Annotated in this window: 29 protein-coding genes; 23 read left to right on the top strand and 6 right to left on the bottom strand. The window is 64.6% G+C overall.

Translation table 11 applies throughout. The annotated features are described in order from the left end of the window. Positions 1-38: 38 nt before the first annotated feature. From QAZ47_RS22255 to QAZ47_RS22180, 16 genes are all read left to right on the top strand, one after another. Complete coding sequence (locus QAZ47_RS22255) at positions 39-1682, top strand: Na+/H+ antiporter (RefSeq protein ID WP_278230727.1); 1644 nt, start codon at positions 39-41, stop codon at positions 1680-1682. A 127-nt stretch (positions 1683-1809) separates the two neighbouring features. Continuing rightward, on the top strand, positions 1810-3123 hold the full coding sequence (glyA, locus tag QAZ47_RS22250) for a serine hydroxymethyltransferase (RefSeq protein WP_278230726.1): 1314 nt from the start codon (positions 1810-1812) through the stop codon (positions 3121-3123). A gap of 95 nt (positions 3124-3218) precedes the next feature. Further along, entirely contained in the window at positions 3219-3809 is a 591-nt protein-coding gene (locus QAZ47_RS22245) for a hypothetical protein (RefSeq protein ID WP_278233843.1), read from the top strand. A 112-nt stretch (positions 3810-3921) separates the two neighbouring features. Then, positions 3922-4401, top strand: coding sequence for a transcriptional regulator NrdR (gene nrdR, locus QAZ47_RS22240; RefSeq protein WP_059184872.1), 480 nt, complete (start codon positions 3922-3924; stop codon positions 4399-4401). A 2-nt stretch (positions 4402-4403) separates the two neighbouring features. Further along, the gene (gene ribD / locus QAZ47_RS22235; RefSeq protein WP_278230725.1) at positions 4404-5534 is read left to right on the top strand and encodes a bifunctional diaminohydroxyphosphoribosylaminopyrimidine deaminase/5-amino-6-(5-phosphoribosylamino)uracil reductase RibD; all 1131 of its coding nucleotides are present in this window, start codon (positions 4404-4406) and stop codon (positions 5532-5534) included. Further along, positions 5534-6151, top strand: coding sequence for a riboflavin synthase (locus tag QAZ47_RS22230; protein WP_278230724.1), 618 nt, complete (start codon positions 5534-5536; stop codon positions 6149-6151). Before ribD ends, QAZ47_RS22230 begins: the two co-directional genes overlap by 1 nt. Positions 6152-6200: 49 nt before the next feature. Then, the gene (locus QAZ47_RS22225) at positions 6201-6506 is read left to right on the top strand and encodes a DUF1778 domain-containing protein (RefSeq protein WP_278230722.1); all 306 of its coding nucleotides are present in this window, start codon (positions 6201-6203) and stop codon (positions 6504-6506) included. Position 6507: 1 nt separating this feature from the next. Beyond that, positions 6508-7020: a GNAT family N-acetyltransferase gene (locus QAZ47_RS22220; RefSeq protein WP_278233842.1), complete on the top strand. Its 513-nt coding sequence runs from the start codon at positions 6508-6510 to the stop codon at positions 7018-7020. A gap of 254 nt (positions 7021-7274) precedes the next feature. Further along, positions 7275-7769, top strand: a complete 495-nt coding sequence (gene ribH / locus QAZ47_RS22215) for a 6,7-dimethyl-8-ribityllumazine synthase (protein ID WP_278230721.1) — start codon at positions 7275-7277, stop codon at positions 7767-7769. Further along, positions 7766-8260 (top strand): transcription antitermination factor NusB, encoded by a 495-nt coding sequence (nusB, locus tag QAZ47_RS22210; RefSeq protein ID WP_059184868.1) that lies wholly within the window; start codon positions 7766-7768, stop codon positions 8258-8260. The genes ribH and nusB overlap by 4 nt, the downstream gene beginning before the upstream one ends. Beyond that, positions 8257-9477 (top strand): MFS transporter, encoded by a 1221-nt coding sequence (locus QAZ47_RS22205; protein WP_278230720.1) that lies wholly within the window; start codon positions 8257-8259, stop codon positions 9475-9477. The genes nusB and QAZ47_RS22205 overlap by 4 nt, the downstream gene beginning before the upstream one ends. A 158-nt stretch (positions 9478-9635) precedes the next feature. Then, entirely contained in the window at positions 9636-10547 is a 912-nt protein-coding gene (locus tag QAZ47_RS22200; protein WP_278230719.1) for an ABC transporter substrate-binding protein, read from the top strand. Positions 10548-10798: 251 nt separating this feature from the next. Next, positions 10799-11962 carry an ABC transporter permease gene (locus tag QAZ47_RS22195; RefSeq protein ID WP_278230718.1) on the top strand — a complete coding sequence of 388 codons (1164 nt, stop codon included), beginning with the start codon at positions 10799-10801 and terminating at the stop codon, positions 11960-11962. Continuing rightward, positions 11959-12894 (top strand): ABC transporter ATP-binding protein, encoded by a 936-nt coding sequence (locus QAZ47_RS22190; protein WP_278202810.1) that lies wholly within the window; start codon positions 11959-11961, stop codon positions 12892-12894. The genes QAZ47_RS22195 and QAZ47_RS22190 overlap by 4 nt, the downstream gene beginning before the upstream one ends. Next, a complete protein-coding gene (locus QAZ47_RS22185; protein WP_278230717.1) occupies positions 12891-13640 on the top strand; it encodes an ABC transporter permease in 750 nt (249 codons plus the stop codon). Before QAZ47_RS22190 ends, QAZ47_RS22185 begins: the two co-directional genes overlap by 4 nt. 266 nt (positions 13641-13906) lie before the next feature. After that, the gene (locus QAZ47_RS22180; RefSeq protein ID WP_278230716.1) at positions 13907-16054 is read left to right on the top strand and encodes a sodium-translocating pyrophosphatase; all 2148 of its coding nucleotides are present in this window, start codon (positions 13907-13909) and stop codon (positions 16052-16054) included. A 113-nt stretch (positions 16055-16167) separates the two neighbouring features. Here the strand turns inward: QAZ47_RS22180 and QAZ47_RS22175 are convergent, their stop codons facing one another. The 3 genes from QAZ47_RS22175 to QAZ47_RS22165 all read right to left on the bottom strand — a co-directional run bounded on the left by QAZ47_RS22175 (position 16168) and on the right by QAZ47_RS22165 (position 18379). Further along, positions 16168-17166 carry a glycosyltransferase family 2 protein gene (locus tag QAZ47_RS22175; protein ID WP_278230715.1) on the bottom strand — a complete coding sequence of 333 codons (999 nt, stop codon included), beginning with the start codon at positions 17164-17166 and terminating at the stop codon, positions 16168-16170. Between the two features lies 1 nt (position 17167). Continuing rightward, positions 17168-17713: a dTDP-4-dehydrorhamnose 3,5-epimerase family protein gene (locus QAZ47_RS22170; protein ID WP_278202805.1), complete on the bottom strand. Its 546-nt coding sequence runs from the start codon at positions 17711-17713 to the stop codon at positions 17168-17170. A 144-nt stretch (positions 17714-17857) separates the two neighbouring features. Continuing rightward, the gene (locus QAZ47_RS22165; protein WP_278202804.1) at positions 17858-18379 is read right to left on the bottom strand and encodes an outer membrane protein assembly factor BamE; all 522 of its coding nucleotides are present in this window, start codon (positions 18377-18379) and stop codon (positions 17858-17860) included. A gap of 117 nt (positions 18380-18496) precedes the next feature. Between QAZ47_RS22165 and QAZ47_RS22160 the strand changes: the two genes are divergently transcribed. From QAZ47_RS22160 to QAZ47_RS22130, 7 genes are all read left to right on the top strand, one after another. Then, positions 18497-19039 (top strand): ubiquinol-cytochrome C chaperone family protein, encoded by a 543-nt coding sequence (locus QAZ47_RS22160; protein ID WP_278230714.1) that lies wholly within the window; start codon positions 18497-18499, stop codon positions 19037-19039. A gap of 11 nt (positions 19040-19050) precedes the next feature. After that, positions 19051-19602, top strand: a complete 552-nt coding sequence (locus QAZ47_RS22155) for a YceD family protein (RefSeq protein WP_278230713.1) — start codon at positions 19051-19053, stop codon at positions 19600-19602. A 130-nt stretch (positions 19603-19732) separates the two neighbouring features. After that, positions 19733-20803 carry a phosphate acyltransferase PlsX gene (gene plsX / locus QAZ47_RS22150; RefSeq protein WP_278230712.1) on the top strand — a complete coding sequence of 357 codons (1071 nt, stop codon included), beginning with the start codon at positions 19733-19735 and terminating at the stop codon, positions 20801-20803. A 9-nt stretch (positions 20804-20812) separates the two neighbouring features. After that, the gene (locus QAZ47_RS22145; RefSeq protein WP_278230711.1) at positions 20813-21784 is read left to right on the top strand and encodes a beta-ketoacyl-ACP synthase III; all 972 of its coding nucleotides are present in this window, start codon (positions 20813-20815) and stop codon (positions 21782-21784) included. 117 nt (positions 21785-21901) lie between these two features. After that, complete coding sequence (locus QAZ47_RS22140; protein WP_010915609.1) at positions 21902-22225, top strand: integration host factor subunit alpha; 324 nt, start codon at positions 21902-21904, stop codon at positions 22223-22225. A 130-nt stretch (positions 22226-22355) separates the two neighbouring features. Continuing rightward, on the top strand, positions 22356-22895 hold the full coding sequence (locus tag QAZ47_RS22135; RefSeq protein WP_278077717.1) for a MerR family transcriptional regulator: 540 nt from the start codon (positions 22356-22358) through the stop codon (positions 22893-22895). A gap of 106 nt (positions 22896-23001) precedes the next feature. Further along, a complete protein-coding gene (locus tag QAZ47_RS22130) occupies positions 23002-23298 on the top strand; it encodes a hypothetical protein (RefSeq protein ID WP_278230710.1) in 297 nt (98 codons plus the stop codon). 60 nt (positions 23299-23358) lie between these two features. Here the strand turns inward: QAZ47_RS22130 and QAZ47_RS22125 are convergent, their stop codons facing one another. From QAZ47_RS22125 to QAZ47_RS22115, 3 genes are all read right to left on the bottom strand, one after another. Next, positions 23359-23619 (bottom strand): hypothetical protein, encoded by a 261-nt coding sequence (locus QAZ47_RS22125; RefSeq protein WP_278202798.1) that lies wholly within the window; start codon positions 23617-23619, stop codon positions 23359-23361. A gap of 310 nt (positions 23620-23929) precedes the next feature. Beyond that, on the bottom strand, positions 23930-24127 hold the full coding sequence (locus QAZ47_RS22120) for a hypothetical protein (RefSeq protein ID WP_278202797.1): 198 nt from the start codon (positions 24125-24127) through the stop codon (positions 23930-23932). A gap of 226 nt (positions 24128-24353) precedes the next feature. Continuing rightward, positions 24354-24953: a hypothetical protein gene (locus tag QAZ47_RS22115; protein WP_278202796.1), complete on the bottom strand. Its 600-nt coding sequence runs from the start codon at positions 24951-24953 to the stop codon at positions 24354-24356. Positions 24954-25019 lie beyond the last annotated feature (66 nt).

Below are 25019 nucleotides of genomic sequence, written 5' to 3'. Positions count from 1 at the left end.
CAATTGCGCATGGTCGGCCGGAGAGCCGGAATCGCACCATGGAAGTCGCCATTTTCATTCTCGTCGTGCTCGCTTTCGTGGCGCTTTCGGGGGCGCTGGTGCGGCTGGTGCGCGTGCCTCTGCCAGTGCTGCAGATCGCCATCGGCGCAGCCCTTGCCTGGCCGGCGGGCGGCCTGCATGTCGAGATCGATCCGGAACTCTTCCTGCTGGTGTTCATCCCGCCGCTTCTGTTCGGCGACGCTTTCGCCGCGCCGAAGCGGGAGCTGATCGAGCTGCGCGGGCCGATCCTCGATCTCGCGATCGGCCTGGTCTTCTTCACTATCGTCGGCTTCGGCTACGCGCTCCACTGGCTGGTGCCGAGCATCCCGCTGACGGTCGCCTTCGCTTTGGCCGCCGTGCTGTCGCCGACCGATGCGGTCGCGGTGTCCTCGATTGTCGACCGCAATGTCGTTCCGGCCCGGCTGATGCACATATTGGAGGGCGAATCCCTGCTCAACGATGCGTCCGGCCTGGTCATGTTCCGCTTCGCCGTTGCGGCCGCGCTGACCGGCAGCTTCTCTTTCGCCGATGCGTCGCTGAGTTTCCTCTATGCCGTGGCAGCCGGCATCCTTGCCGGCATCGGCGCGCTGTTCATCGCCGCCAAGGCGCTGCAAGTGCTCGGCCGCATCGGCGGCACACCGGCGGAGGCGCAGGTGTTGGTCATGATCCTGCTGCCCTTCGTCGCCTATCTCATCGCCGAGCATGTCGGCGCCTCCGGCATCCTGGCCGCGGTCACCGCCGGTCTGCTCACCGGAACCTCGGGCATTTTCCGCCATCTGTCGGTCTCGGCGCGCATCCAGGCGATGTCGCTATGGTCGACGCTGGCGTTTATCTTCAACGGCGCTCTCTTCATCCTGCTCGGCCTTCAGCTTCCCGACATCATCCGCAGGGTTCCGCCCGAGCTCACCAGCCGGCACTGGCTGTTCGAGCCGGCGCTGACCGTGCTCATTTTGACGCTCTGCCTGATCGGCCTGCGCTTCCTCTGGATCTGGATCGGCGACATCGCGTCGGTGATCGCCGCGCGGTTCGGCAAGCGCAAGGCGGAACCCTTTGGTTTCCATGTCAGGCTTGCCGGATCGGTGGCCGGCGTGCGTGGCGCGATCACGCTGGCAGGTATTCTGTCGCTGCCGCTCGCGCTGCAGGATGGCTCGCCCTTTCCGGCGCGAGACGTGGTGATCTTTCTCGCAGCCGGCGTCATCATCTGCTCGCTGGTGATCGCCAGCCTTGCCCTGCCGAGGATCGCGCGCGGGCTGGTGGAGCCGGGCGAGGATCCGGGCGCGGCCGAAGAACGCCGGGCTCGTGTAGGCGCGGCCAACGCGGCCATCGCCACGATCGAGAGTCTCGCCGGTGAAGGCGGCGAGGAAGGCGAAGCGGCCGAAGCCCGGCTTGCGGTCGCCGACAGCATCGTTGCCGGCTACCGGCGCCGCATCGCGGCCTCCGACGAAGCCGATGAGGCGCGTGCCGAGGCGCGCGAAGCAGGGCGGCTGGAGCTCGAGCTTAGGCACGCCGGCATCGAGGCGGAGCGCGCTGCCGTGCGCGCCATGTTCCGCAGCCGCGAGATCAACGACCACACGATGCGCGCGCTGCTTTCCGAGATCACGCTGACCGAGGCCCTGCTCAAGAGCCGACGGGACAGGAAATAACGGTTCAGCCGATTGGCTTGGCGCAATCCGGCTAGCAAATTTCGCGCCGCAAACGTGGCGGGCTCGAAACAACTGTGTTAATGGCGCGGCGACCTCGCAGACCTCCGGCCCCAAGGGAAAGCAAGCCATGTCAGACGCCGCGGTAGCCTCCAGCAAATTCGAATCCTTCTTCGAGACCACGCTTGCCGATGCCGATCCGGAAATCTTCGGCGCCATCCGCAACGAGCTCGGCCGTCAGCGCCATGAGATCGAGCTGATCGCCTCGGAAAACATCGTTTCCAGAGCCGTTCTCGAAGCGCAGGGCTCGATCATGACCAACAAATATGCCGAGGGCTATCCGGGCAAGCGCTACTATGGCGGCTGCCAGTTCGTCGACGTGGCCGAGGAACTGGCCATAGAGCGCGCCAAGAAGCTCTTCGGCTGCAACTTCGCCAACGTCCAGCCGAACTCGGGCAGCCAGATGAACCAGGCCGTGTTCCTGGCGCTGCTGCAGCCCGGCGATACCTTCATGGGCCTCGACTTGAATTCCGGCGGCCATCTCACCCACGGCTCGCCGGTCAATATGAGCGGCAAGTGGTTCAAGGTCGTCTCCTACGGTGTGCGCAAGGACGACCATCTGCTCGACATGGACGCGATCGAGAAGACCGCGCATGAGACCAAGCCGAAGCTGATCCTGGCCGGCGGCACCGCCTATTCCCGCGTCTGGGACTGGAAGCGTTTCCGCGAGATCGCCGATTCGATCGGTGCCTATCTGATGGTCGACATGGCCCACATCGCCGGCCTCGTCGCCGGCGGCATGCACCCGTCGCCGCTGCCCCATGCCCATGTCGTGACCACGACGACACACAAGTCGCTGCGCGGCCCGCGCGGCGGCATGATCCTGTGCAACGACGAGGAGATCGCCAAGAAGATGAACTCGGCGGTCTTCCCGGGCCTGCAGGGCGGTCCGCTGATGCATGTCATCGCCGCCAAGGCGGTGGCGCTCGGCGAGGCGCTCAAGCCGAGCTTCAAGGCCTACGCCGAAAGCATCGTCGCCAATGCCAAGGCGCTGGCTTCGAGCCTTCAGGAAACCGGCCTCGATATCGTCTCGGGCGGCACCGACAACCATCTGATGCTGGTCGACCTGCGCCCGAAGAACGCCACCGGCAAGCGCGCCGAGGCGGCTCTCGGCCGCGCCAACATCACCTGCAACAAGAACGGCATCCCGTTCGACCCGGAAAAGCCCTTCGTCACCTCCGGTGTCCGTCTGGGCACGCCGGCCGGCACGACGCGCGGCTTCGGCCAGGCCGAATTCCGCGAGATCGGCAAGCTGATCGCCGAGGTGCTGGACGGGCTGAAGGTGGCGAATTCCGACGAGGGCAACGCGGCGGTCGAGGCTGCGGTCAAGGCCAAGGTCACGGCGTTGACGGATCGGTTCCCGCTCTACCCCTATCTCGGTTGACCCCCTTGCTTGGTTGACCACGCGCTTCGCGTCATCTTTTATCCTGCGCCACGCGCCGCCTTGATCGGGCGGCGCCGCTTACTGGAGACTTGATGATGCGCAATTTCCGTCCCGCCACCCTGGCCCTGTTCAGCTCGCTGGCCGCTTTCGCTGTATCCGGCGCGGCTGCCCAAGAGCAGACGCAGCCGAGCGCCGACATGCCGGCCACCACGATCTTCGGCAGATGGACCACGATCATCGATACGCTCGATACCGGGCAGGACGCGCACAAGACCTGCGCCGCCTCGACGGCCTTCGTCGACGGCAACGGCAATGCCGGCACGCTGACGCTGTCGATCTCGACCGGTGACGTGTTGCCGCCCGATGCCTATCCCGCCGTCATGATCACCGTCGACAACAAGGATCTGCCGACCGGCAAGAACATCGCGGCGACCTTCGGCGATCCCGGCGTCAAGGTTTCGGCGACGGTTTCCTCCGCCGATGCCGTCAACGGCCGCCCCAGCTGGATGGTCGACAACCAGGCCAAGACCAGCCTGGCATTGTTACGCGCCATGCGCAAAGTCACCTCGCTCGACATCGCCTTCGGTAAGCAGGCCGTTGTCAGCATTCCGATGGATGGGTTCACCAAGGCCTATCGCAATCTCGGCACTTCCTGCGGCTTCGCGACCAAGGACGTTGCACCCTGACACCGACAGGGCGGTCGGGGCGGGCGCTGGCAATCTTGCTCGCGCCTCGCTATCTCTGAGGCACAAAAGGCTCTAATCCTTTCGCCACAGAATCGCGAACCCAAGGCTCTCCATGCGCTGCCCCTATTGTCAGTCCGAAGATACGCAGGTGAAGGATTCGCGTCCCGCCGAGGACGGCGCGGCGATCCGCAGGCGCCGCGTCTGCCCGGATTGCGGCGGCCGCTTCACCACCTTCGAGCGTGTGCAACTGCGCGACCTCGTCGTCATCAAGAAGTCCGGCCGCAAGGTGCCGTTCGACCGCGACAAGCTTTTGCGCTCGGTCGAGATCGCGGTGCGCAAGCGCAATGTCGATCCCGAGCGCATCGACCGCGCGGTGACCGGCATCGTGCGGCAGCTCGAAAGCTCGGGCGAGACGGAAGTGGCCTCCGGCGAGGTCGGTCGCCTGGTCATGGAAGCGCTGAAATCGCTCGACGACGTCGCCTATGTCCGCTTCGCCTCGGTCTACCGCAATTTCCGTGAGGCCAAGGATTTTCACGAGCTGCTGGGCGAGCTGAAGGGCGACGAGGAAAAGACCGAAGAGGACGCCGGCTGATCATGGCGGAATCTCGATTGAGCGAGGCCGAACAGGCGGCCCTTGATCGCCGTTTCATGGCCGCGGCCATCCGGCTGTCGCGCCGCAACGCCGGCCGCACGTCGACCAATCCTTCCGTCGGCACGATCATCGTGCGCGACGACGGCGCCGGTCCGATGATCGTCGGCACCGGCGTCACCGCCATCGGCGGCCGGCCGCATGCCGAGACCGAGGCTTTGGCCGAGGCCGGTGAGCTTGCGCGAGGTGCTACGGCTTATGTCACCTTGGAGCCTTGCGCCCATCATGGTCGCACGCCGCCTTGCGCCAATGCGCTGGTCAATGCAGGCATTGCGCGCGTCGTCGGCGCGGCAAGCGATCCCGATCCGCGCGTCTCCGGCAAGGGCTACGCTATCCTGCGCGCCGCCCGCGTCGAGGTGTTGGAGAAGGTGCTGGCCACCGAAGCCGCGGAGCAGATGGCCGGCTATTTGATTCGATCGTTGAAAAAACGCCCGGAAGTTATCCTGAAGCTTGCGCTTTCCAGCGACGGCAAGATCGGCAGGAGAGGGGCCGGCCAGGTCGCGATTACTGGCGAGATCGCCAGGCGCGAAGTCTATCTGATGCGCGCCGAGGCCGACGCCATCCTGGTCGGCATCGGCACTGCGCTCGAGGACGACCCGGCGCTGACCGTGCGGCTGCCGGGCCTGGAGAACCGCTCGCCGGCGCGCATCATCCTCGATCGCCAGATCCGGTTGCCGGAGGCGTCCAAGCTTGTTTCCGGCGTTGACCGTGTTCCGCTCTATGTCGCCGCGTGCCCCGAGGCCGATCCGCATCGGCGGGCCGCGCTCGAGCGTGTAGGCGTGCACTTCATCGGCACGGAAACGTATGAGAGCGAAGTGGCCCTGCCGGAACTGCTGGAGGATCTGGCGGCGCTCGGCATGGCAAGCGTGCTGGTCGAGGGCGGCGCCAAGGTGGCTAGAGCCTTCCTGGAGGAAAAGCTGGTCGACCGCATCGTCCTGTTCCAAGGACCGGAAGCGATCGGCGAGGACGGCATTGCATCGCCCATCGACGCCGACCATATCCCGGCAGGGTTCCGCGAGTTGCGTCAGATGCGCTTCGGCGAGGACAGCTACGCCGAATGGATAAGGAATTTGTGATGTTTACCGGGATCGTTACCGATGTAGGCACCGTCGCGACGGTAAAGCCTCTGAGCGAAGGCGTCGGCCTGCGCATTGACACGGCCTACGACCCCGAAACCATTGCGATCGGCGCCTCGATTTCCTGCGGCGGCGTCTGCCTGACGGTCACCGCGTTGCCCGAGCATGGCTCGAACGCCCGCTGGTTCGAGGTCGAGGCTTGGGAGGAAGCGCTGCGGCTGACCACGGCGTCGAGCTGGAAATCGGGCACCAGGATCAATCTCGAACGGGCGCTGAAGATCGGCGACGAACTCGGCGGTCATATCGTCTCCGGCCATGTCGACGGCACCGCCGAGATCGTCGAGCGCAAGGAGGAGGGCGATGCCGTGCGCTTCACGCTGGAAGCGCCGCGGCATCTGGCAAAATTCATCGCGCCGAAGGGCTCGGTCGCGCTCGACGGCACCTCGCTCACCGTCAACAAGGTCGAAGGGACCCGCTTCGACGTGCTTCTGATCCAGCATTCGCTGAGCGTCACCACCTGGGGCGAGCGTCAGGCCGGCGACCGCGTCAACCTCGAGATCGATACGATGGCCCGCTACGCGGCGCGCCTGGCGGAGGCAGCTAAGGAGGGGCTGTGAGCGGGGCTTGAAGCTGCCGGCTGTTGGCCGTACATTGTTTTCAGGAGATATGACGATGACGGCACATACCCATCCACCTCGCAGTCGCGCCCGTGGCGAACGTCTGGAGGCACGCATCACGACGGATCAGAAGAGCCTGATCGAACATGCTGCGGCGCTGCAAGGTCGCACCGTGACGGACTTCGTGCTGACCTGCGTCCAGGAAGCTGCGCGCCGGACCATCGAGGAGCACCAGCGGCTCGATCTGTCTGTTCGCGACAGCAGGGCCTTCGTGGATGCCCTCATCAATCCGAAGCCGGTGAATGATCGTCTGCGCGATACGGTGCGTCGGTATCGCCAAGCCACTGCCACCTGAGGTGACGGGCTCGACCGAGGGTTCCTTACGAGTTGAGGTGCTTGGCCCGCAGCGCGACAGGACCTTGTTCGAAAGCGGCGCAGAACCGCTCGATCGGTATCTCCGGATGCAGGCGGGGCAAGACGCCCGCAAGAACATTGCAGCGCCGTTCGTGCTGGTCATGCCGGATGGAGCTATCGCTGGCTACTACACGCTCTCATCAACTGCGGTGAATGTCGGCGAATGGCCTGCCCAGACTGTCCTCAAGCTGCCGCGTTATCCGCTCATCCCGGCGACGCTGCTCGGACGCTTGGCCGTCGATCGACGGCTACAGGGCCGGGGTTACGGCCGATACCTCCTCGCCGATGCCTTGCTTCGGTCGCTCAGCAGCGAGATTGCCTCGTTCGCCGTCATTGTCGATGCAAAGGACGAGCACGCGCGGCTCTTCTACGAACGCGAGAGTTTTCTACCATTTCCGGATCAGCCAATGAAGCTGTCTCGGCCAATGGCCGATATCGCGCAACTGTTTAAATGAGCAAGGGCTTTCGATGGAGAATGGAAATGGCAAACGGCAAGAACGACTGACTCGCGAAGCGACGGCCGATGTAGACACCGGCCAAGTAGTGGATCACGAAGCTGTTCTCGCCTGGGCTGAAAGCCTCGGTACTGGCCATCCGCTCCCGGCTCCTTACCCGAAGATGCGATAGGCCAAGCGTGACCACCTGCAATCTTGTGCTTGCGATCAATCCGGCTTCGGCCTAAGTCACCGGCAACCCCCCGGAGACTTTTATGGCTGGCATATCCCAACACGGCAAAGCGTTCATTCGTCCGAAGGCGAAGGCGCATTTGCTCATTGTCGAGGCGCGCTTTCACGACGACCTCGCCGACGCGCTGCTCGAAGGCGCGACCAGCGCGCTGGACGAAGCCGGCGCCACCTATGACGTCGTCACCGTTCCCGGCTCGCTCGAAATACCGGCCGTGATCACCTTCGCGCTGGACGGCGCCGGCGAAGGCGGTGTGCACTATGACGGCTTCGTCGCGCTGGGCACGATCATCCGTGGCGACACCTATCATTTCGACATCGTCGCCAATGAATCGAGCCGTGCGCTGATGGACCTTTCCGTGCAGGAAGCGATCGCGATCGGCAACGGCATCCTGACCACCGAGAACGATGAGCAGGCCTGGACGCGCGCCCGGCGCAGCGAAGGCGACAAGGGCGGGTTCGCGGCGCGCGCGGCGTTGACCATGATCGCGCTGAAAGAGAAATTCGGAGCCCAGTCGTGAGCGAGCCTGCCCAGACCGGCGCGGTGCGCCACGCCAACAAGCGGGGCGCCGCCCGTCTTGCCGCCGTCCAGGCGCTCTACCAGATGGACGTTGCGGGCAGCGGCGTTTTCGAGATCACCGCCGAATACGAGGCTTTCCGCCTGGGCAAGGAAGTCGACGGCGCGCTCTATCGCGAGGCGGACGCGCAGTGGTTCCGCGCCATCCTGACCGGCGTCGTCGAGAACCAGAAGACCATCGATCCGGTCATCCGACAGGCGCTGACCGAAGACTGGCCGCTTTCGCGGCTGGATTCGACGCTGCGCGCCATCCTGCGCGCCGGCGTTTATGAATTGATGAAGCGCGAGGATGTGCCGGTTGCCGTGATCGTCTCTGAATATGTCGACATCGCCAAGGCCTTCTACGAGGAAGATGAGCCGAAGCTGGTCAACGCCGTTCTCGACCGTGTCTCGCGCCGGGTGCGTGGCGAGGGTCGCGGCAAGGACGCATCGTGACCGCCACGGCAGTTGTCGCCAGGCCCGGTAGGGAAGCGCGCCGCACGGCAGTGCTCCTGGCGGCTGCCCAGGCGATCGTCGGCTCCGCCGCGCCGATCGCCATTTCGCTCGGGGCGCTTGCCGGCCAATATCTGCTCGGCCCCGACAAATCGCTGGCGACGGCGCCGGTCACCGGCTTCAATCTCGGGGTGGCGCTCGGCGCGCTGCCGGCAGCCGCGATCATCCGCCGGCTGGGCCACCGCGGCGGCTTCATAACCGGCACCGTCGTCACCGCGCTCGGCGGCCTGATCGCGACGCTTGCGCTCTTCCAGGCTAGCTTCTGGCTCTTTGCCTTCGGTCTCGGCGTGATCGGCGTCGGCGGTGCCTTCGTCCAGCAGTTCCGCTTCGCCGCCGCCGACAACGCGCCGCCGGAATTCAAGGCGCGCGCCATTTCCTTCGTGCTGGCGGGCGGCATCGTCACCGCCATTCTCGGCCCGCAGATCGTCATCTACACCCGTGAGCTTCTGGCTCCGGTGATGTTTGCCGGATCCTTCGCCTCCATCCTCGTACTGGCGGCAGTCGGCGCGGTCGTCCTGTCCTTCCTGCATATGTCGAGGCCGGCGGGCAGGGTCGCGACAACCGAGCAAAGCGACGCTCGGCCGCTGGTCGAGATCGCCATCCAGCCGCGCTTCGTCGCGGCGCTGTTCTGCGCCGTCGGCAGCTACGCGCTGATGAGCTTCGTCATGACCGGCGCGCCGCTCGCCATGGTCGGCTGCGGGCTCTCGACCGACGATGCGACGCTCGGCATTTCCTGGCATGTCATGGCGATGTTCGGGCCGAGTTTCTTCACCGGTTCGCTGATCCACCGCTTCGGCGCCGAGCGCATCGTCGCCATCGGGCTGGTCCTGCTCATCGGTTGCGGAGCGGTGGCGCTTTCCGGCCTCGCGCTCTGGCAGTTCTGGACCGCGCTTATCCTGCTCGGCCTCGGCTGGAATTTCAGCTTCATCGGCGCGACAGCCATGGTCGCAGCCTGCTACCGGCCGTCCGAAAAGGGCAAGGTGCAGGGCTTCCACGATTTCGTCCTGTTCGGCTCGGTCGCCTTCGCGTCGCTGATGTCGGGTGCGATCTACAACGCCTGGGGTTGGACGATGTTGAACTGGGTCGTGTTCCCGGTTGTCGCGCTCTGCTTCGTCGCGCTGGGCGCCTTGAGGCTGCCGGGCTTGCGCAGAGCCAACTGACATTACGCCGTCTGGACATGGCGCGGCCCGGCATTCGCGCCGGGAACAAAATTATTGCGTGCATCCCGCTAGTTATGAAACCGTGTACCCCGACGGCGCGTTAAAGCCATGCTCATATGCGGCCACCGACCCATCGGTTCACAACAAGGGATTTTCACATGTTTTCAATCAGAAAGCTCGCCGTAGCAGCGATCGCGCTCGGCATCACCTCGGCTTCGGCTTACGCGCAGGTGGTGGTTTCCTCGAAGATCGACACCGAGGGCGGTGTGCTCGGCAACGTCATCCAGCTGGTTTTGAACGCCAACAACGTCAAGACCACCGACCGCATCCAGCTTGGCGCCACGCCCGTGGTGCGCAAGGCGATCACCGCCGGCGAGATCGACATTTATCCCGAATATACCGGCAACGCCGCCTTCTTCTTCCAGAAGGCGGACGATCCGGTGTGGAAGGATGCCGCCAAGGCCTACGAGACCGCCAAGAAGCTCGACTATGACGCCAACAAGATCGTCTGGCTGTCGCCGTCGCCAGCCAACAACACCTGGGCGATTGCATTGCGCAAGGAGGTCGCCGACGAGAACAAGCTCACCACCCTGTCGGACTTCGGCAAGTATGTCTCCGGCGGCGGCAAGGTCGTTCTTGCTGCCTCGGCCGAGTTCGTCAACTCGGCGGCGGCCCTGCCGGCATTCCAGACCACTTACGGCTTCAAGCTGAAGCCGGACCAGTTGATCACGCTCTCCGGCGGCGACACGGCAGCGACCATTGCCGCGGCCGCCAACCAGACCAATGGCGCCAACGCCGCCATGGTCTATGGCACCGACGGCGGTATCCAGCCCTCGGGCCTCGTCGTGCTCGAAGACGACAAGAATGTGCAACCCGTCTATCAGCCGGCGCCGATCATCCGCGAGAAGGTGTTGAAGGAACATCCGGAAATCGAGTCGCTGCTGAAGCCGGTGTTCGCCAAGCTCGATCTCGCCACGCTGCAGCAGCTCAACGGCCGCGTCCAACTGGGTGGTGAGCCCGCGAAGGCGGTGGCGGAAGATTTCCTCAAGAAGAACGGGTTTCTGAAGTAGGCAGCTCTCGCGTTGATCGACGTTACGCCGGTGCGAGGCGCTCCCCTCTGTCCTGCCGGACATCTCCCCCACAAGGGGGGAGATTGGCAGCTTCGTCGCCGCCGCTCTCCAAGCACTGCTGGAGATATGCGAAAGCCTGCGCGAGGTCCGATCTCCCCCCTTGTGGGGGAGATGTCCGGCAGGACAGAGGGGGGCGCGACGGAACGAGGCCTTTCTGATTTTGCCCCTCCAAATAGCCGCGCGGGCCGGTTATGATCCCCCGCTTCGACAAGCTCGGCGTGGTGATCGCCCTGATCGTCGCCTACGCCGCCTTCGCGGCACCCTTCGCCACCTTCCGCGCCAACCGCATCGTGCCCGGACAGGCGCGCTCGATCCTCGAAGCGCTGCCGTCCACGCTTGGCGTCCTGCTGCTGGCGATACTGCTCGTCGGCGGCATCGTCGCCCTGCTGAGGACGCCCCTCTTGCTAAGGCTGGCGGCCGGCATCGTTGCGTTGGTCGCTCTTGCCGTCCTGATCGGCGTTGCCGGAGGTTTCCTGACGCCCGCCGGCAACACCTTCGCCCGCGTCGCGCCGGCCTCGGGCTTCTGGCTGCTGATCTTCGCCTTCACGCTGCTTCTGGCCGATGTGCTGACCCGGCTGAACCTCTCGCCATTGGCGCGCGTCGGCGTTCTTGCCGTCGCCGCGCTCGCCATCGGCGCGTTGCTCGTATCGGGAAGCTGCAACAGCCTTTCCATCCTCAAGGAATATGCCAGCCGCGCCGACAGTTTCTGGGCGGAAGGCTCCAAGCACATCACGCTGGCGCTCGGCTCGCTGGCAGCCGCGGTGGTCGCTGGAGTTCCGCTCGGCATCCTATGCCACCGCGTCGAGGCACTGCGGGCAGGGGTGCTGAACGTGCTCAACATCATCCAGACCATCCCGTCGATCGCGCTCTTCGGCCTGCTGATCGCGCCGCTCGGCTGGATCGTCGCGCATGTGCCGGGCGCCGCGGAGGCCGGCATCAGGGGCATCGGCACCGCGCCCGCTTTCGTTGCGCTGTTTCTGTACTCGCTGCTGCCGGTGGTAGCGAACACAGTGGTCGGCCTTGCCGGCGTACCCCGCGCCGCCAACGATGCCGCCCGCGGCATGGGCATGACCGACCGCCAGCGCCTGTTCGATGTCGAGTTCCCGCTCGCCTTTCCGGTGATCCTGACCGGCATCCGCATCGTGCTGGTGCAGAACATTGGACTGGCGACGATAGCGGCGCTGATCGGCGGCGGTGGCTTCGGCGTGTTCGTCTTCCAGGGCGTCGGCCAGACGGCGATGGACCTTGTGCTGCTCGGCGCCGTGCCCACCGTGGCGCTGGCCTTTGCTGCCGCGATCATCCTCGACGCGGTCATCGAAATGACCTCCACCAAGCGCAGGGCGGACCCGGCATGATCGAGATCGAAGGCATCACCAAGCGCTATAACGGAACTGCCGTTGTCGACGACGTCTCGATGGTCGTCGAGCCGCGCACCATCGCCGTGATCGTCGGCACCTCCGGCTCCGGCAAGACGACCCTGCTCAGGATGATCAACCGGCTGGTCGAGCCGAGTTCCGGAGTGATCAAGATCGACGGCGCCGACAATCGCTCCCTGCCCGGATACGAGCTGCGCCGCAGCATCGGCTACGCCATCCAGGGCCATGGCCTTTTCCCGCACCGGACAGTCGCGCAGAACATCGCCACCGTGCCGCTGCTGCTCGGTTGGGACAAGGAGCGCATCAACGCTCGCGTCGAAGAACTGATGACGCTCTACCAGCTAGACCCGCAGGCCTATGGTCCGCGCTATCCGCATGAGCTCTCCGGCGGCCAGCAGCAGCGCGTCGGCGTTGCGCGCGCGCTCGCCGCGGAACCCAATGTGCTTCTGATGGACGAGCCCTTCGGCGCGCTCGACCCGATCATCCGAACCAAGGCGCAGGAGGATCTCCTGGCGATCCAGAAGCGCTTCGGCACCACCATCGTCCTTGTCACCCATGACATGGAGGAGGCGGTGCATATGGGCGACAAGATCGCCGTCATGGATGCCGGCAAGGTGCTGCAATACGCCAAACCGGCGGAGATCCTGGCGAAGCCCGCAAATGGCTTCGTTGAAACCCTCGTCGGCTCCAGCGAACGGCCGTTCCGGCTCCTGTCGCTCGGCCGCGTGCGCGATGCCGTGGAGCCCGGCGGCGCCGAGGGCGAGGCGATTCCCGGCGACGCCAGCCAGCGCGATGCACTCGCCGAGCTTCTGTGGACGGGCCGTCCGGCGCTGCCGGTGAAAGGCGCCGACGGCAAGCCGCTCGGGCGCGTCACCGTTGAAGGACTGGTGAAACGCGCGAGGCCGGCATGAAGGCCTGGCTGCCTACGCTGCTGAGGCTGACGCTTCTTGTACTGCTGGTGGTTTTCATCGCCAACCCGGTCTGGTTCGAGCCGCTGCTCCGGCCGCTGACCGAGAACGGCGCGCCAGCGATCTACAACCAGGGCAGTCTGCTGACGCTGACACTGCTGCATCTAAGGACCGTGCTCGTCGCCACGGTGGCTGCGACGATCGTCGCCGTCGCGCTCGCCATCCTGGTCACTCGGCCGGCCGGCGCCGAGTTCCTGCCGCTGTCGCGCAGCCTGGTCAATATCGGCCAGACGTTTCCGCCCGTCGCGGTGCTGGCGCTTGCGGTGCCGGCGGTCGGTTTCGGCGAGAAGCCGACGCTGATCGCGCTCTTCCTCTACGGGCTGCTGCCGATCTTCGAGAACGCGCTGACCGCGCTCACCACCCTGCCGGGCAACGTCATGGAAGCGGCGCGCGGCGCCGGCATGACCGGCTGGCAAAGGCTGACGAAGGTCGAGCTCCCGCTCAGCGCTCCGGTGATCCTGGGCGGCATTCGGCTTTCCGTGGTCATCAGCCTCGCCACCGCGACCATCGGCTCGACCGTGGCTGCCAAGACGCTGGGCGAGGTGATCATCGCCGGCCTGATCTCGAACAATTTGGCCTTCGTGCTGCAGGGCGGCCTGATCGTCGCGGCGCTGGCGGTGCTGATCTATGACGGCCTGTCGGCAATCGAGCGCTACGCAGCGCGCCGGATGGGACGGGAAGCGGAGTAGCCTATCGGCGATCGGCCGCGATCTCAGCCAGGGCTGATTTCCCTCGCGTCATTTCAATCGATCTAATTCGAAGGCTGGAGGGGAAAGGATGTGGCCATCTTCCACTTTCGGGCGAAAGCCGGGCAAAAACCGAACAATATCTTGACGTTCAGAGCCCTGTTTCGCATACACCGCAGCCAAGGGGTGGATTCCGTGCGCGGCCTTCATCCCCGTTCCAACGGCCCAGGGAGGGGTTCTTCTGGGCATCAATCGAGGAAAATCCGGCAATGACCATCATTACCGCCGTCATCGCCTGCGGCTTGCTGTCAGTTCTGTACGCCATCTGGGCGACACGTTCGGTCCTTGCGTCCGATCAGGGCAATCAGCGCATGCAGGAAATCTCCGCGGCCATCCGCGAAGGCGCCCAGGCCTATCTGGCGCGCCAATACACCACCATCGCCGTCGTCGGCATCGTCGTGCTTCTGCTCGCCTGGTGGCTGCTCTCCATCACTTCCGCGATCGGCTTCCTGATCGGCGCCGTGCTGTCGGGCGCTGCCGGCTTCATCGGCATGCATGTCTCGGTCCGCGCCAATGTGCGCACCGCGCAGGCCGCCTCCAACAGCCTCGCCGCCGGCCTCGACATCGCCTTCAAGTCCGGCGCCATCACCGGCCTGCTGGTGGCTGGCCTGGCGCTGCTCGGCGTCTCCATCTACTACGCCGTCCTGACCGGCCCGATGGGCCTGCAGCCGAACGACCGCGTCGTCATCGACTCGCTGGTCTCGCTCGGCTTCGGCGCTTCGCTGATTTCGATCTTCGCCCGTCTCGGCGGCGGCATCTTCACCAAGGGTGCCGACGTTGGCGGCGACCTTGTCGGCAAGGTCGAAGCCGGCATTCCGGAAGACGATCCGCGCAACCCGGCCACCATCGCCGACAATGTCGGCGACAATGTCGGCGATTGCGCCGGCATGGCCGCCGACCTGTTCGAAACCTATGCGGTGACCGTCGTCGCCACCATGGTTCTGGCCTCCATCTTCTTCGGGGGCACGGCGGTGCTTGGCGCCGCCATGCTCTATCCGCTCGCCATCTGCGGCGCCTGCATCCTGACCTCGATCGTCGGCACCTTCTTCGTCAAGCTGGGCTCCAACGGCTCGATCATGGGCGCCCTCTACAAGGGCCTCATCGTCACCGGCCTGCTGTCCATCGTCGGCTTGGCCTTGGCCACCTCGGCGGTGCTGGGCTGGGGTGAGATCGGCAATGTCGGCGGCCTTGCCATCACCGGCAAAAACCTGTTCATCTGCGGCCTGATCGGTCTGCTGGTGACCGGGCTCATCGTGGTGATCACCGAGTACTACACCGGCACCAACAAGCGGCCGGTGAACTCGATCGCCCAGGCCTCGGTGACCGGCCACGGCACCAACGTCATCCAGGGCCTCGCCGTCTCGCTGGAATCGACGGCGCTTCCGGCCATCGTCATCGTCGGCGGCATCATCGCCACCTACCAGCTCGGCGGCCTCTTCGGCACCGCGATCGCCGTCACCACCATGCTCGGCCTTGCCGGCATGATCGTGGCGCTCGACGCCTTCGGCCCGGTGACCGACAATGCCGGCGGCATCGCCGAAATGTCGGGCCTGCCAAAGGAAGTGCGCCACTCCACCGACGCGCTCGACGCCGTCGGCAACACCACCAAGGCGGTGACCAAGGGCTATGCCATCGGCTCCGCCGGCCTCGGCGCGCTGGTGCTGTTTGCCGCCTATTCGAACGACCTCAGGTTCTTTGCCGCCAACGGCGACAAGTTTCCTTACTTCCAGGGCATGGGCGAGATCTCCTTCGACCTCTCCAACCCGTATGTCGTCGCCGGCCTGATCTTCGGCGGCCTGATCCCGTATCTGTTCGGCGGCATCGCGATGACCGCCGTCGGTCGCGCCGCAGGATCGATCGTCGAGGAAGTGCGAAAGCAGTTCCGCGAGGACAAGGGCATCATGGCCGGCACGTCCAAGCCGAATTATGCGCGCGCCGTCGACCTTCTCACCAGGGCCGCGATCCGCGAGATGATCATCCCGTCGCTGCTGCCGGTGCTGGCGCCGCTTGTCGTCTATTTCGGCGTGTTCCTGATCTCGGGCTCGAAGGCTTCGGCCTTCGCGGCTCTCGGCGCCTCGCTGCTCGGCGTTATCGTCAACGGTCTCTTCGTCGCCATCTCGATGACTTCCGGCGGCGGCGCCTGGGACAACGCCAAGAAGTCGTTCGAGGATGGCTTCACCGACAAGGACGGAGTCAAGCACCTGAAGGGCTCCGAGGCGCACAAGGCCTCGGTCACCGGCGACACGGTCGGCGACCCCTACAAGGACACCGCCGGCCCGGCCGTCAACCCGGCGATCAAGATCACCAATATCGTGGCGCTGCTATTGCTTGCCGTGCTCGCGCACGGCGCCTCGTAAGCCGCCGCACGACTGCAAATGAGAACCCGCGGGGCAGCGACCCCGCGGGTTTTGCATTTCGGGTGAGTATCGATTGAACGCAAGCGTCTTGGCATCGGGCGGGTATGCCGGACTTACTCTCCCCTGTCTTCCGGCTTGTCGCGCTCACGGTAGACGGCAAGCAGATCATCCACGCCCGGTTCCCGCTCAGGCATGGGCGGTAGGCCACGGGTTTCGCGTAGCGTGGAGACAAAGGTTCCACGACCGTATTTGCGGCGAAACTCGAGGGACCTGGGATGGATGCCGCACGCGGCCCAAAGCCTGCGTTTCAGGTAGCTCGATCTCTTCAGACGCGGCGGAGCCGCGGCCGCCGCGAGAATTTTGACGCGAAGGTCGTCGGGCATCCGCATGGCGTTGGCAAGGTCCTCCTGCTCGGTTGCCGTGTCCTCGGTATAGCTGCCGCCGCGCTGGCCCGAGAAGATGCTCAGAACGGTCAAATGCGGCATGGTCGCGATGACTGCGCCCTTACGCCAGGCCCGAAAGAGCCAGTCTTGCGAACTTTCGCACCAGCACTCGCTGGCGGGACGCCAGGGACCGAGCCGGCTCAGCGATGCGCGCCTCACCATCTGCGCCGACCCGTATCCCGCCGTGACTACCGGATCGTAGAAACCGTCCTTGCCCATCCCGTAAATCGAGGTCCTGAGAGGATCGCCTCTCATCGAGGTCGGCTCTATGATGGCGCCTCGAGCGATGACGACATCGGCGCCGGTCGCGTCGATCCAGCCGGCCATCGATGCGAGGTGGTCCGGGAACCATAGATCGTCGTGATTGAGGATGGCGACCAACCGGCCGCGAGCCCTGGCAAAACCGATATTGTTCGGCCCCGACTGCTCGCCGAAATTCACAGGCAGATCGACATAGGAGATACGAGCATCGCCGAATGCGGCGACCGTCGCCGCGGTCTCCGCCTGGCAAGCGTCGCCGACGACGATCGTCTCCCAGTCCGGCAAGGTCTGGGCCAGGACGCTTCTCAGGGCCTGCCGTAAGGCCGCGGGGCGGTTGTGCGTCGCAATCACGACCGAGACGAGCGGCTCGGTCGGTGCGGTCGAAGCGAGCAGGGCGGGCCGCTCCACTTTACACCAGTTTATAGGGGATGTGCTCGGTATCGGGCGGCAGGCGGCGATGGTCGGGGCTTTCGAACGAATAGGCCTTGTCGACCATGTTGAGCACCAAAGCCGTTTCCGGGCCAAGCGAGACGACGCCGTGCCACACGCCCGGCGGAATGATGACGATGGCCGGTCGCAGCGCGCCGAGGATCTTGTGCCAGACCGCACCGAAAGTCGGCGATGCCTTGCGTCCGTCGAACAATGATATGCGGACGCTGCCGATCGAGCAGAACAGCCGGTCCTGCGTCACGGCATGCGCGTGCCAACCCGTCACCGCGCCGGGATACAAGGTGCGTTGAAAAACCTGGCCAACCGGAAGCAAGTCGAGGTTCCACTCTTCGCGGAAGATTTCGGTCAGGTAGCCGGTCGATGTCGCGACAGGTCTGATTTCCTTGAATGAGACGCCGTCGATCGTCGGAGGGTCTATGGCAAGCCAGTCCGGTGTCACGGTCTGCGGATCCGGCGTTCCCGTCGCCATCCAGCCCTGCGGCTCCGCGCGATTGCTTTTGCTCATGTCCAGCCCCGATACCCGCAAGGATTGATAGTGGGACGCTCGGGTGCAAGCAAGCATTTGGCAATCGCCCGGTCGCGGTGTGAGCAAAAAACCCGCCGGATCGCTCCGGCGGGTCTTGATTGTCTGAATTCCCGGAAGCCGGGTTCAGGGCGTACCGCCGCCACCGCCCGGGATGCCGGGCGCCAGCTTGCTGGCGCCGTTGATGACCTGGCTGAGGAAGTTCTGGTCCTTGCCGCCCGTCGGCGTCGTCCTCGAGATGAAGTCGAAGATCTTGCCGTCCTTCAGGCCGTAATTGGCGATCTGGGTGACGCGGCCGTCGGCGCCGAAATAGACCGCCAGCACGTGCTGGTCGATGATGTGCGGGTTGTCGAAGGCGACATAGCGCTTGCGCGTCTGCGATATGTAGTAGAAGGCCTCGTTGTCGAAGGTCGCCGTCGTCGACGGCGTGCCCAGCGCCAGAAGCACCTGCTCGCGACTCGAGCCGACCGGCACCGAGTCGATTGCCGCCTGATCGATGACGTAGCCTTTCGTAAGCGTTTCGCTCGGATGGAGATCACCGAACATCTTGGACGAATTGCAGCCGGAAAGCGCGGATACCGCCACCAGCAGAGAGGCCACGCCCGCCGGCACAGGCGTGAGAAACGACTTGAATTTCAGCGCACCCAACAACAATTCTCCATCACATCCCCGCAACTTGCGCTGGGCCGCAAAACCGGTAAACCAGCTTGCATGCCGATGCAACAAGGCCAAATCAAACAAAAGGTCCCCGGGAGACCACCCTCAATGTTCCAGCGCCTTTTTGGCCGCGAACGTCACGCCAACCGCGCCATCACCGAGGCCCTCTACGCACAAATCGTGGCGGCGGCGCGGCAAACCGTGTTTTATTCCGACTGGAATGTGCCGGATACGCCGCTCGGCCGCTTCGAGATGCTGTCGCTGCATATGTACCTCATCCAGCATCGGCTGCGCGGGGAGGGCGGGCCGGCCGCCGAGGTCGCGCAGGTGCTGATCGACGAGTTCTTCCTCGACGTCGATCATTCGCTGAGGGAGCTCGGCATCAGCGATGTCGGCGTGCCGAAGCGCATGAAGAAGCTGGCAAAGATGTTCTATGGCCGCACCGCGGCCTACGACGAGGCCTTGCGGGGCGACGACGGCGTGGCCCTTGCCGCGGCGCTCGCCCGTAACGTTAGGCCCGATGCCGGCGAGTGGCCGGAAGCGCCGCTGCTGGCGAGCTATGTTTCCGCGGCGTCCGGGCAGCTTGCCGCGCAGCCGACCGAATCGATCGTGTCCGGCACCGTGGTGTTCCCGGTCGCCGGAACCGCGTGAAGGAGGCGAGAATGAAACAACACGCCGAACAGCGAAGCCCCGTATCCTTCGTCGCCAACGTCGCCCGCCTGCCGCAAAAGGGCCTGCCGGTTTTGATAGAGGCCGATGAGCGGCAGCGCGCGGCGCTTGCCGCCGAATACGACCTGCTTTCGGTCGAGAGCTACCGCACCGAGCTGCTGGTGGCGTCCTGGAAACGCAACGGCGTCAAGGTCAGCGGCCGCGTCGAGGCCGACATCACGCAGGCCTGCATCGTCACGCTCGATCCGATCGCGGCCCATATCGACGAGCCCGTCGAGGCGTTGTTCCTGCCGGAGCAGTCGAAGCTCGGACGCGAAGGCTTCGAGGGCGGCGGCGAGATCGTCCTCGATGCCGACGGGCCGGACAGCCCGGAAACATTTTCCGGCGATACGATCGATGTCGGCGCGCTCGCCGAGCAGTTTTTCGGTCTGGCGATCGATCCTTATCCGCGCAAGCCCGGTGCCTCGCTCGACGCCGCCGGCGAGGATCAGCCTGAGGAAAGCGAATTCCAGAAAAAGCTGCGTTCGCTGCTCGGAAAATCCTGAAGGCGGCCTGGATTTTGGAAAAGTTGGTTGTGCGGCAGCCCAAAACCGCTATTTTCGCCGAACCTTCGCGAGCCCCCTTACCTCGGCATGCGCACGCCGCTAGCCAGGCAAACCGTGAGAAAAACACCGAGTGATCAGGATTTCCATCGATGCCATGGGCGGTGATCACGGACCAGGCGTGGTCATCCCGGCGCTGATGACGGTCGCCATCCGCCGCCCTGACATCCGCTTCGTCATCTATGGTCGCGAGGACGCCGTGCGTCCCGAACTGGCCAAATTCCCGAAGCTTGCCGAGGTCAGCGAGTTCGTCCACTGCGAGATCGCGGTCCGGATGGACGACAAGCCGAGCCAGGCGCTGCGCCATGGCCGCTGGAAGTCGTCGATGTGGAAGGCGGTCGAGGCTGTGAAGAACGGCGCCGCGCAGGCCTGCATCTCGGCCGGCAACACCGGCGCGCTGATGGCGATGTCGAAATTCTGCCTGCGCACCATGGCCACCATCGACCGCCCGGCGATCGCGGCGCTTTGGCCGACGACGCGTGGCGAGAGCGTGGTGCTCGACGTCGGCGCCACCATCGGCGCGGATGCGCACCAGCTCGTCGATTTCGCCATCCTTGGCACCGGAATGGCGCGCTCGGTGTTCGGCATCGAGCGGCCGAGTGTCGGCCTGCTCAATGTCGGCGTCGAGGAGATCAAGGGCCAGGAAGAGGTCAAGGAGGCCGGGCGCATGCTGCGCGAGGCCAACATGGCCTCGATGAACTATCGCGGCTTCGTCGAGGGCGACGACATCGGCAAGGGCACGGTCGACGTTGTCGTCACCGAGGGCTTTGCCGGCAACATCGCGCTCAAGACCGCGGAGGGCACCGCAAGGCAGATCGCAGGCTATTTGCGCGCCGCCATGAGCCGCACGCTGATGGCCAGGATCGGCTATGTCTTCGCCAAAGGCGCCTTCGACCGGCTGCGCGAGAAGATGGATGTCGGCCGCTCCAATGGCGGCGTCTTCCTGGGCCTGAACGGCATCGTCGTGAAGAGCCACGGCGGTGCCGATTCGGATGGCTTCGCGGCGGCGATCGAGCTCGGCTACGACATGGTGCGCAACAATCTGCTTGACCGGATCGAGGCCGACCTCGATCTGTTCCATGCGCGCAATCCGAATGCCCAGGCAAACAGGAAATCCGGCGTCGCCGTCGACGCCGAGGAATAGGAACGAACCTTGATCAGATCAGTCGTGCGCGGCAACGGTGCCGCGCTGCCCCACCGCATCATGAAGAATGCCGACTTCGAAGGCATGGTCGAGACCTCCGACGAGTGGATCGTCCAGCGCACCGGCATTCGCCAGCGCCACGTCGCGGCCGATGACGAGACGACGGCTTCGCTGGGCGAGGCCGCGGCGCGCGCCGCGCTCGACAGCGCGGGTCTGACGCCTGCCGACATCGACCTGATCGTGCTGGCGACATCGACCCCCAACAACACGTTCCCCGCGACCGCCGTCGATATCCAGAACCGGCTCGGCATGCATCACGGCTTTGCCTTCGACATGCAGGCCGTCTGCTCCGGCTTCGTTTATGCGGTCGCCACCGCCGACCTCTACATCCGCGGCGGGCTGGCAAGGCGCGTGCTGGTCATCGGCTCCGAAACCTTCTCGCGCATCCTCGACTGGAGCGATCGCTCGACCTGCGTGCTCTTCGGCGACGGCGCCGGCGCGGTCGTTCTGGAAGCGCAGGAAGGGGCGGGCGGCATCGCCGATCGCGGCGTGCTGGCGGCCAGCCTGCGCTCGGACGGCGTCCACAAGGACAAGCTCTTCGTCGACGGCGGCCCGTCGACCACGGGCACCGTCGGCCATCTCAGGATGGAAGGTCGCGAGGTGTTCAAGCACGCGGTCGGCATGATCACCGACGTCATCGAGGCGACCTTCGCCCAGGCCGGCATCACGGCGCAAGACCTCGACTGGTTCGTGCCGCATCAGGCCAATAAACGGATTATTGACGCTTCCGCCAAGAAGCTCGGGATTGCCGAACAGAAAGTGGTGGTCACCGTCGATTTGCACGGTAACACCTCGGCTGCTTCCGTGCCGCTCGCTTTGTCGGTGGCCGTCGCCGATGGTCGCATCAAGAAGGGCGACCTTGTCCTGCTCGAGGCGATGGGCGGAGGTTTCACCTGGGGCGCGGTGTTGCTCCGCTGGTAAGTGCCGAACGCTAAGTGCCGAACGCACGGGTTCGGTCCTTGACCTTGCCGGATCAATTACTTAGGCTCTGCCGTTGCCTGTATCGATTTACGTTTTTTGAGCTGATGGGACGGTCGCATGGGGGGAAAGACACTTACGCGTGCCGACCTAGCCGAGGCCGTTTACCGCAAGGTTGGTTTGTCGCGAACTGAATCGGCCGAGTTGGTCGAGGCCGTTCTGGATGAAATTTGCGAAGCCATCGTTCGCGGCGAGACGGTGAAGCTGTCTTCCTTCGCAACCTTCCATGTCCGCTCCAAGAATGAGCGCATCGGTCGCAATCCGAAGACCGGCGAGGAAGTGCCGATCCTGCCGCGCCGCGTGATGACCTTCAAATCGTCGAACGTGCTGAAGAACCGCATCCTGCGCTCGCACCAGAACAGCAAGGCCAAGGGCGGCAAATAGCGCGACGGCAAATACGGTTGAAAAACGCCGTCAGCTTTGACGCCGGGCTTGAATATTGTTTCATAAATCGCTGAAATAAGACCCGATTCGGCATAAATGCCGGATCGTCGTCCAGCGTGAGGATTCGCCCATGGACAAGAGCCCCGATGCGTTCCGCACCATCAGCGAAGTCGCGGAAGATCTCGACCTGCCGCAGCATGTGCTGCGCTTTTGGGAAACGCGTTTCAACCAGATCAAGCCGATGAAACGTGGCGGCGGCCGCCGTTACTACCGGCCGCAGGATGTCGATCTGATCAAGGGCATCCGGCACATGCTCTACGACCAAGGCTACACGATCAAGGGCGTGCAGAAGCTGCTGCGCGAGAACGGCAACCACTTCCTGGTCGCCATCGGCAATGGCGACATGGCCGCGGTCGAGGCGATCGCGCAGCGCCGGCAGGCCGATCAGGTGCCGCTGACGGCGGCTGCCCAGCCGCGCGGCGACGAGGATGCGCTTGTCGGCCAGCCCAAGGTGAAACCCAGCCGCCGTTTCTTCGGCCTCGGCAAGAGCGACGACGAAGGCCCCGTGCAGCCGGACTCCTCGAAATTGTCGCGTGACAACCGGGCTTTGCTGCAGGAGGCGCTCTTCGACCTCCTGGAGTGCAAGCGCCTGCTCGACCAGGTGCGTTGAGCTCCGGTTGCCGGTCCTGCGGGCTTGGGCCGTCAGCGGCTCTGAAGGTCGGAACTGCCGTCAAGCCCACGCGTTAGGCCTTCTCTGCAGGAGAAGGACAAATGGCATGGCGTTGTTCGCGACCGATCATGATCTGGACAAGCAATTTGCGGCGCTCTCGCGGCAACTCGACGATCTCAGGAAAACCTTAGCCAAACGCGGCGATGGCTATTACGAGGATGGCCGCGAGGCCGCGTCCGACTACTATTCGCAGCTCGCCGACCGCCTCCACGAGGCGCTGCCGGCGGTCAGGCGCAAGGGCAGGGCGCTCGAGCGTACCGCGCGTGATCATCCGGCCACGGCGGCAGCGGTAGGGCTGGTCGTGGTCGGGCTGCTTGCCGGCCTACTCATCAGCCGGCGCTGATCTTGGAGGCGTACGAAACGGAGGCGGCGCGTCTACGCCACCTCCGTGCCATGGGAGCGATCAGTTCGCGAGCTTGATCCGGCTCTTCGGATCGACTTTCATGACCTGGCTGCACTTGCCGTAGACGGTGCCGTTCTTGTCGGTCGCGTCGGTATAGGTGCCTTTGCAGTCGAGCTGCAGCACCAGACAGGAGCCCGAGCCCTTGCAGACGGCGCCGCCGTCGCCGGTGGGATGCGTGCCGGCAAAGGCAGGGGCTGAGACCGAGCCGAAAGCCGAGACGACGAGGGCGGCGGCGAGCGAGATACGCTTGAAGTTGGTCATTTGAGCATTTCTTTCCATTGGTTGTTGGGATCGCCTTCCTGGCGTCCCGGTTGGGCCGAGGGGCGCCTTCGTGGCGTCCATGACCGCTTGGTGCGGCCTCCAATGGGGAAGGTTCATAGTCCCGCACGATTTTTTTCGTCGGGCAGATTGTGGTTGGACTGCAACGCAGAAGATCGAACGCGACCGCGCGTCCCATCAAGGCCGGTAGCTGCTCGAGGCAAGCGCTGCCCTGTGCAGCGAAAGATTCCGATGGGAAGGCATGCTTGGTCAATACAAGAAGGTCTGTCTTCCCATCGGCAAAGGGGAACGATCAGACCTTCTTCGGGGCCATCTTCTTATGGTGGTGACGATGATGGCGATGATGCACGCGGCGGTGATGCGTGTGATGATGACGATGGTGATGATGCTTCTTCATCGGAGCCGCGTCGGCGCTGGTCGCGCCAAGGATCGGCATCGTGAACGCCAGGGCCAGAGCCAGCCCGAGCGCGGACAGGAGGGACTTCTTCATGACTTCGTTTCCTTTCGCGGGCGTTCCGAGATTCACCGGACCAAATCGGTGACCCAAGCCTCGCGATCGGGACTATCCTCCTGGTTTTTTTCGACAATTTTTCCGGACTATAGATTCTTGTTGCTGGATTGTTTCCGACTGAACCATGACGGTCCCGCGCGCCCCGTCGGACGCGCAGGGCGCGAAGCGCTATCGTGGTCTTTTGGAACTCGCCGGCTTCTTCGCCTCACATCGGCGGGGCGACGCCATGATTGCCGACCACCACTCGGCGCGAAACGAGCTTGCCGTCGCTGCCGCGCGAGGCGGTGACGAACACCGCCGTCCCCGGCTTGAGATCCGCCGGTTTGGCGGTTGCGAATTTCACGATCGGCGTCGATTGCGGGATGGCGATCTGCTTCTTCTGGCCGTTGCTGTAGGTGAGCGTCACCGTCCGGCCGCTGACCTCGGTCACGTCGGCGACGGTGCCGTTCGTCATCCGGCTGTTGGGTTTAAGATCCCAGGCGCGGTCGCCCTCTCCCGTTCCCTTCAGGGCTGCCGGGAAGATCACGACTTCCAGGGCGCCACTGCCGCCATCGGCCTTCGAAACCGATGCGATGCCGAGGAAATCGCCCTGTTTGATATCGGCGGCCGATGCCCTGGCGACGCCGGAGATCATCCAATCGGGAGAAAGGGTGACCGTATCGGTCTTGCCGTCGCGGCCTTTTACGGTCAGCGCCGTTCCGGCGAGGTCGACCACCGTGCCGCGGACCCGCACGGTATCCGCTTGTGCGGCGCTGGCAAGACTTGAAATCGTGCCGAGCACAATCGCGAATAACTTCAGTTTCATGGCATCCGATCCTTCCAAAGGGGTTTTGATGCCGCCCGCCGTCGACCACTGACAGAAACCTAACGA

This window comes from Mesorhizobium sp. WSM4904, from assembly GCF_029674545.1.
GTDB lineage: Bacteria > Pseudomonadota > Alphaproteobacteria > Rhizobiales > Rhizobiaceae > Mesorhizobium.
This window is presented reverse-complemented; position numbering and strand designations above follow the sequence as displayed.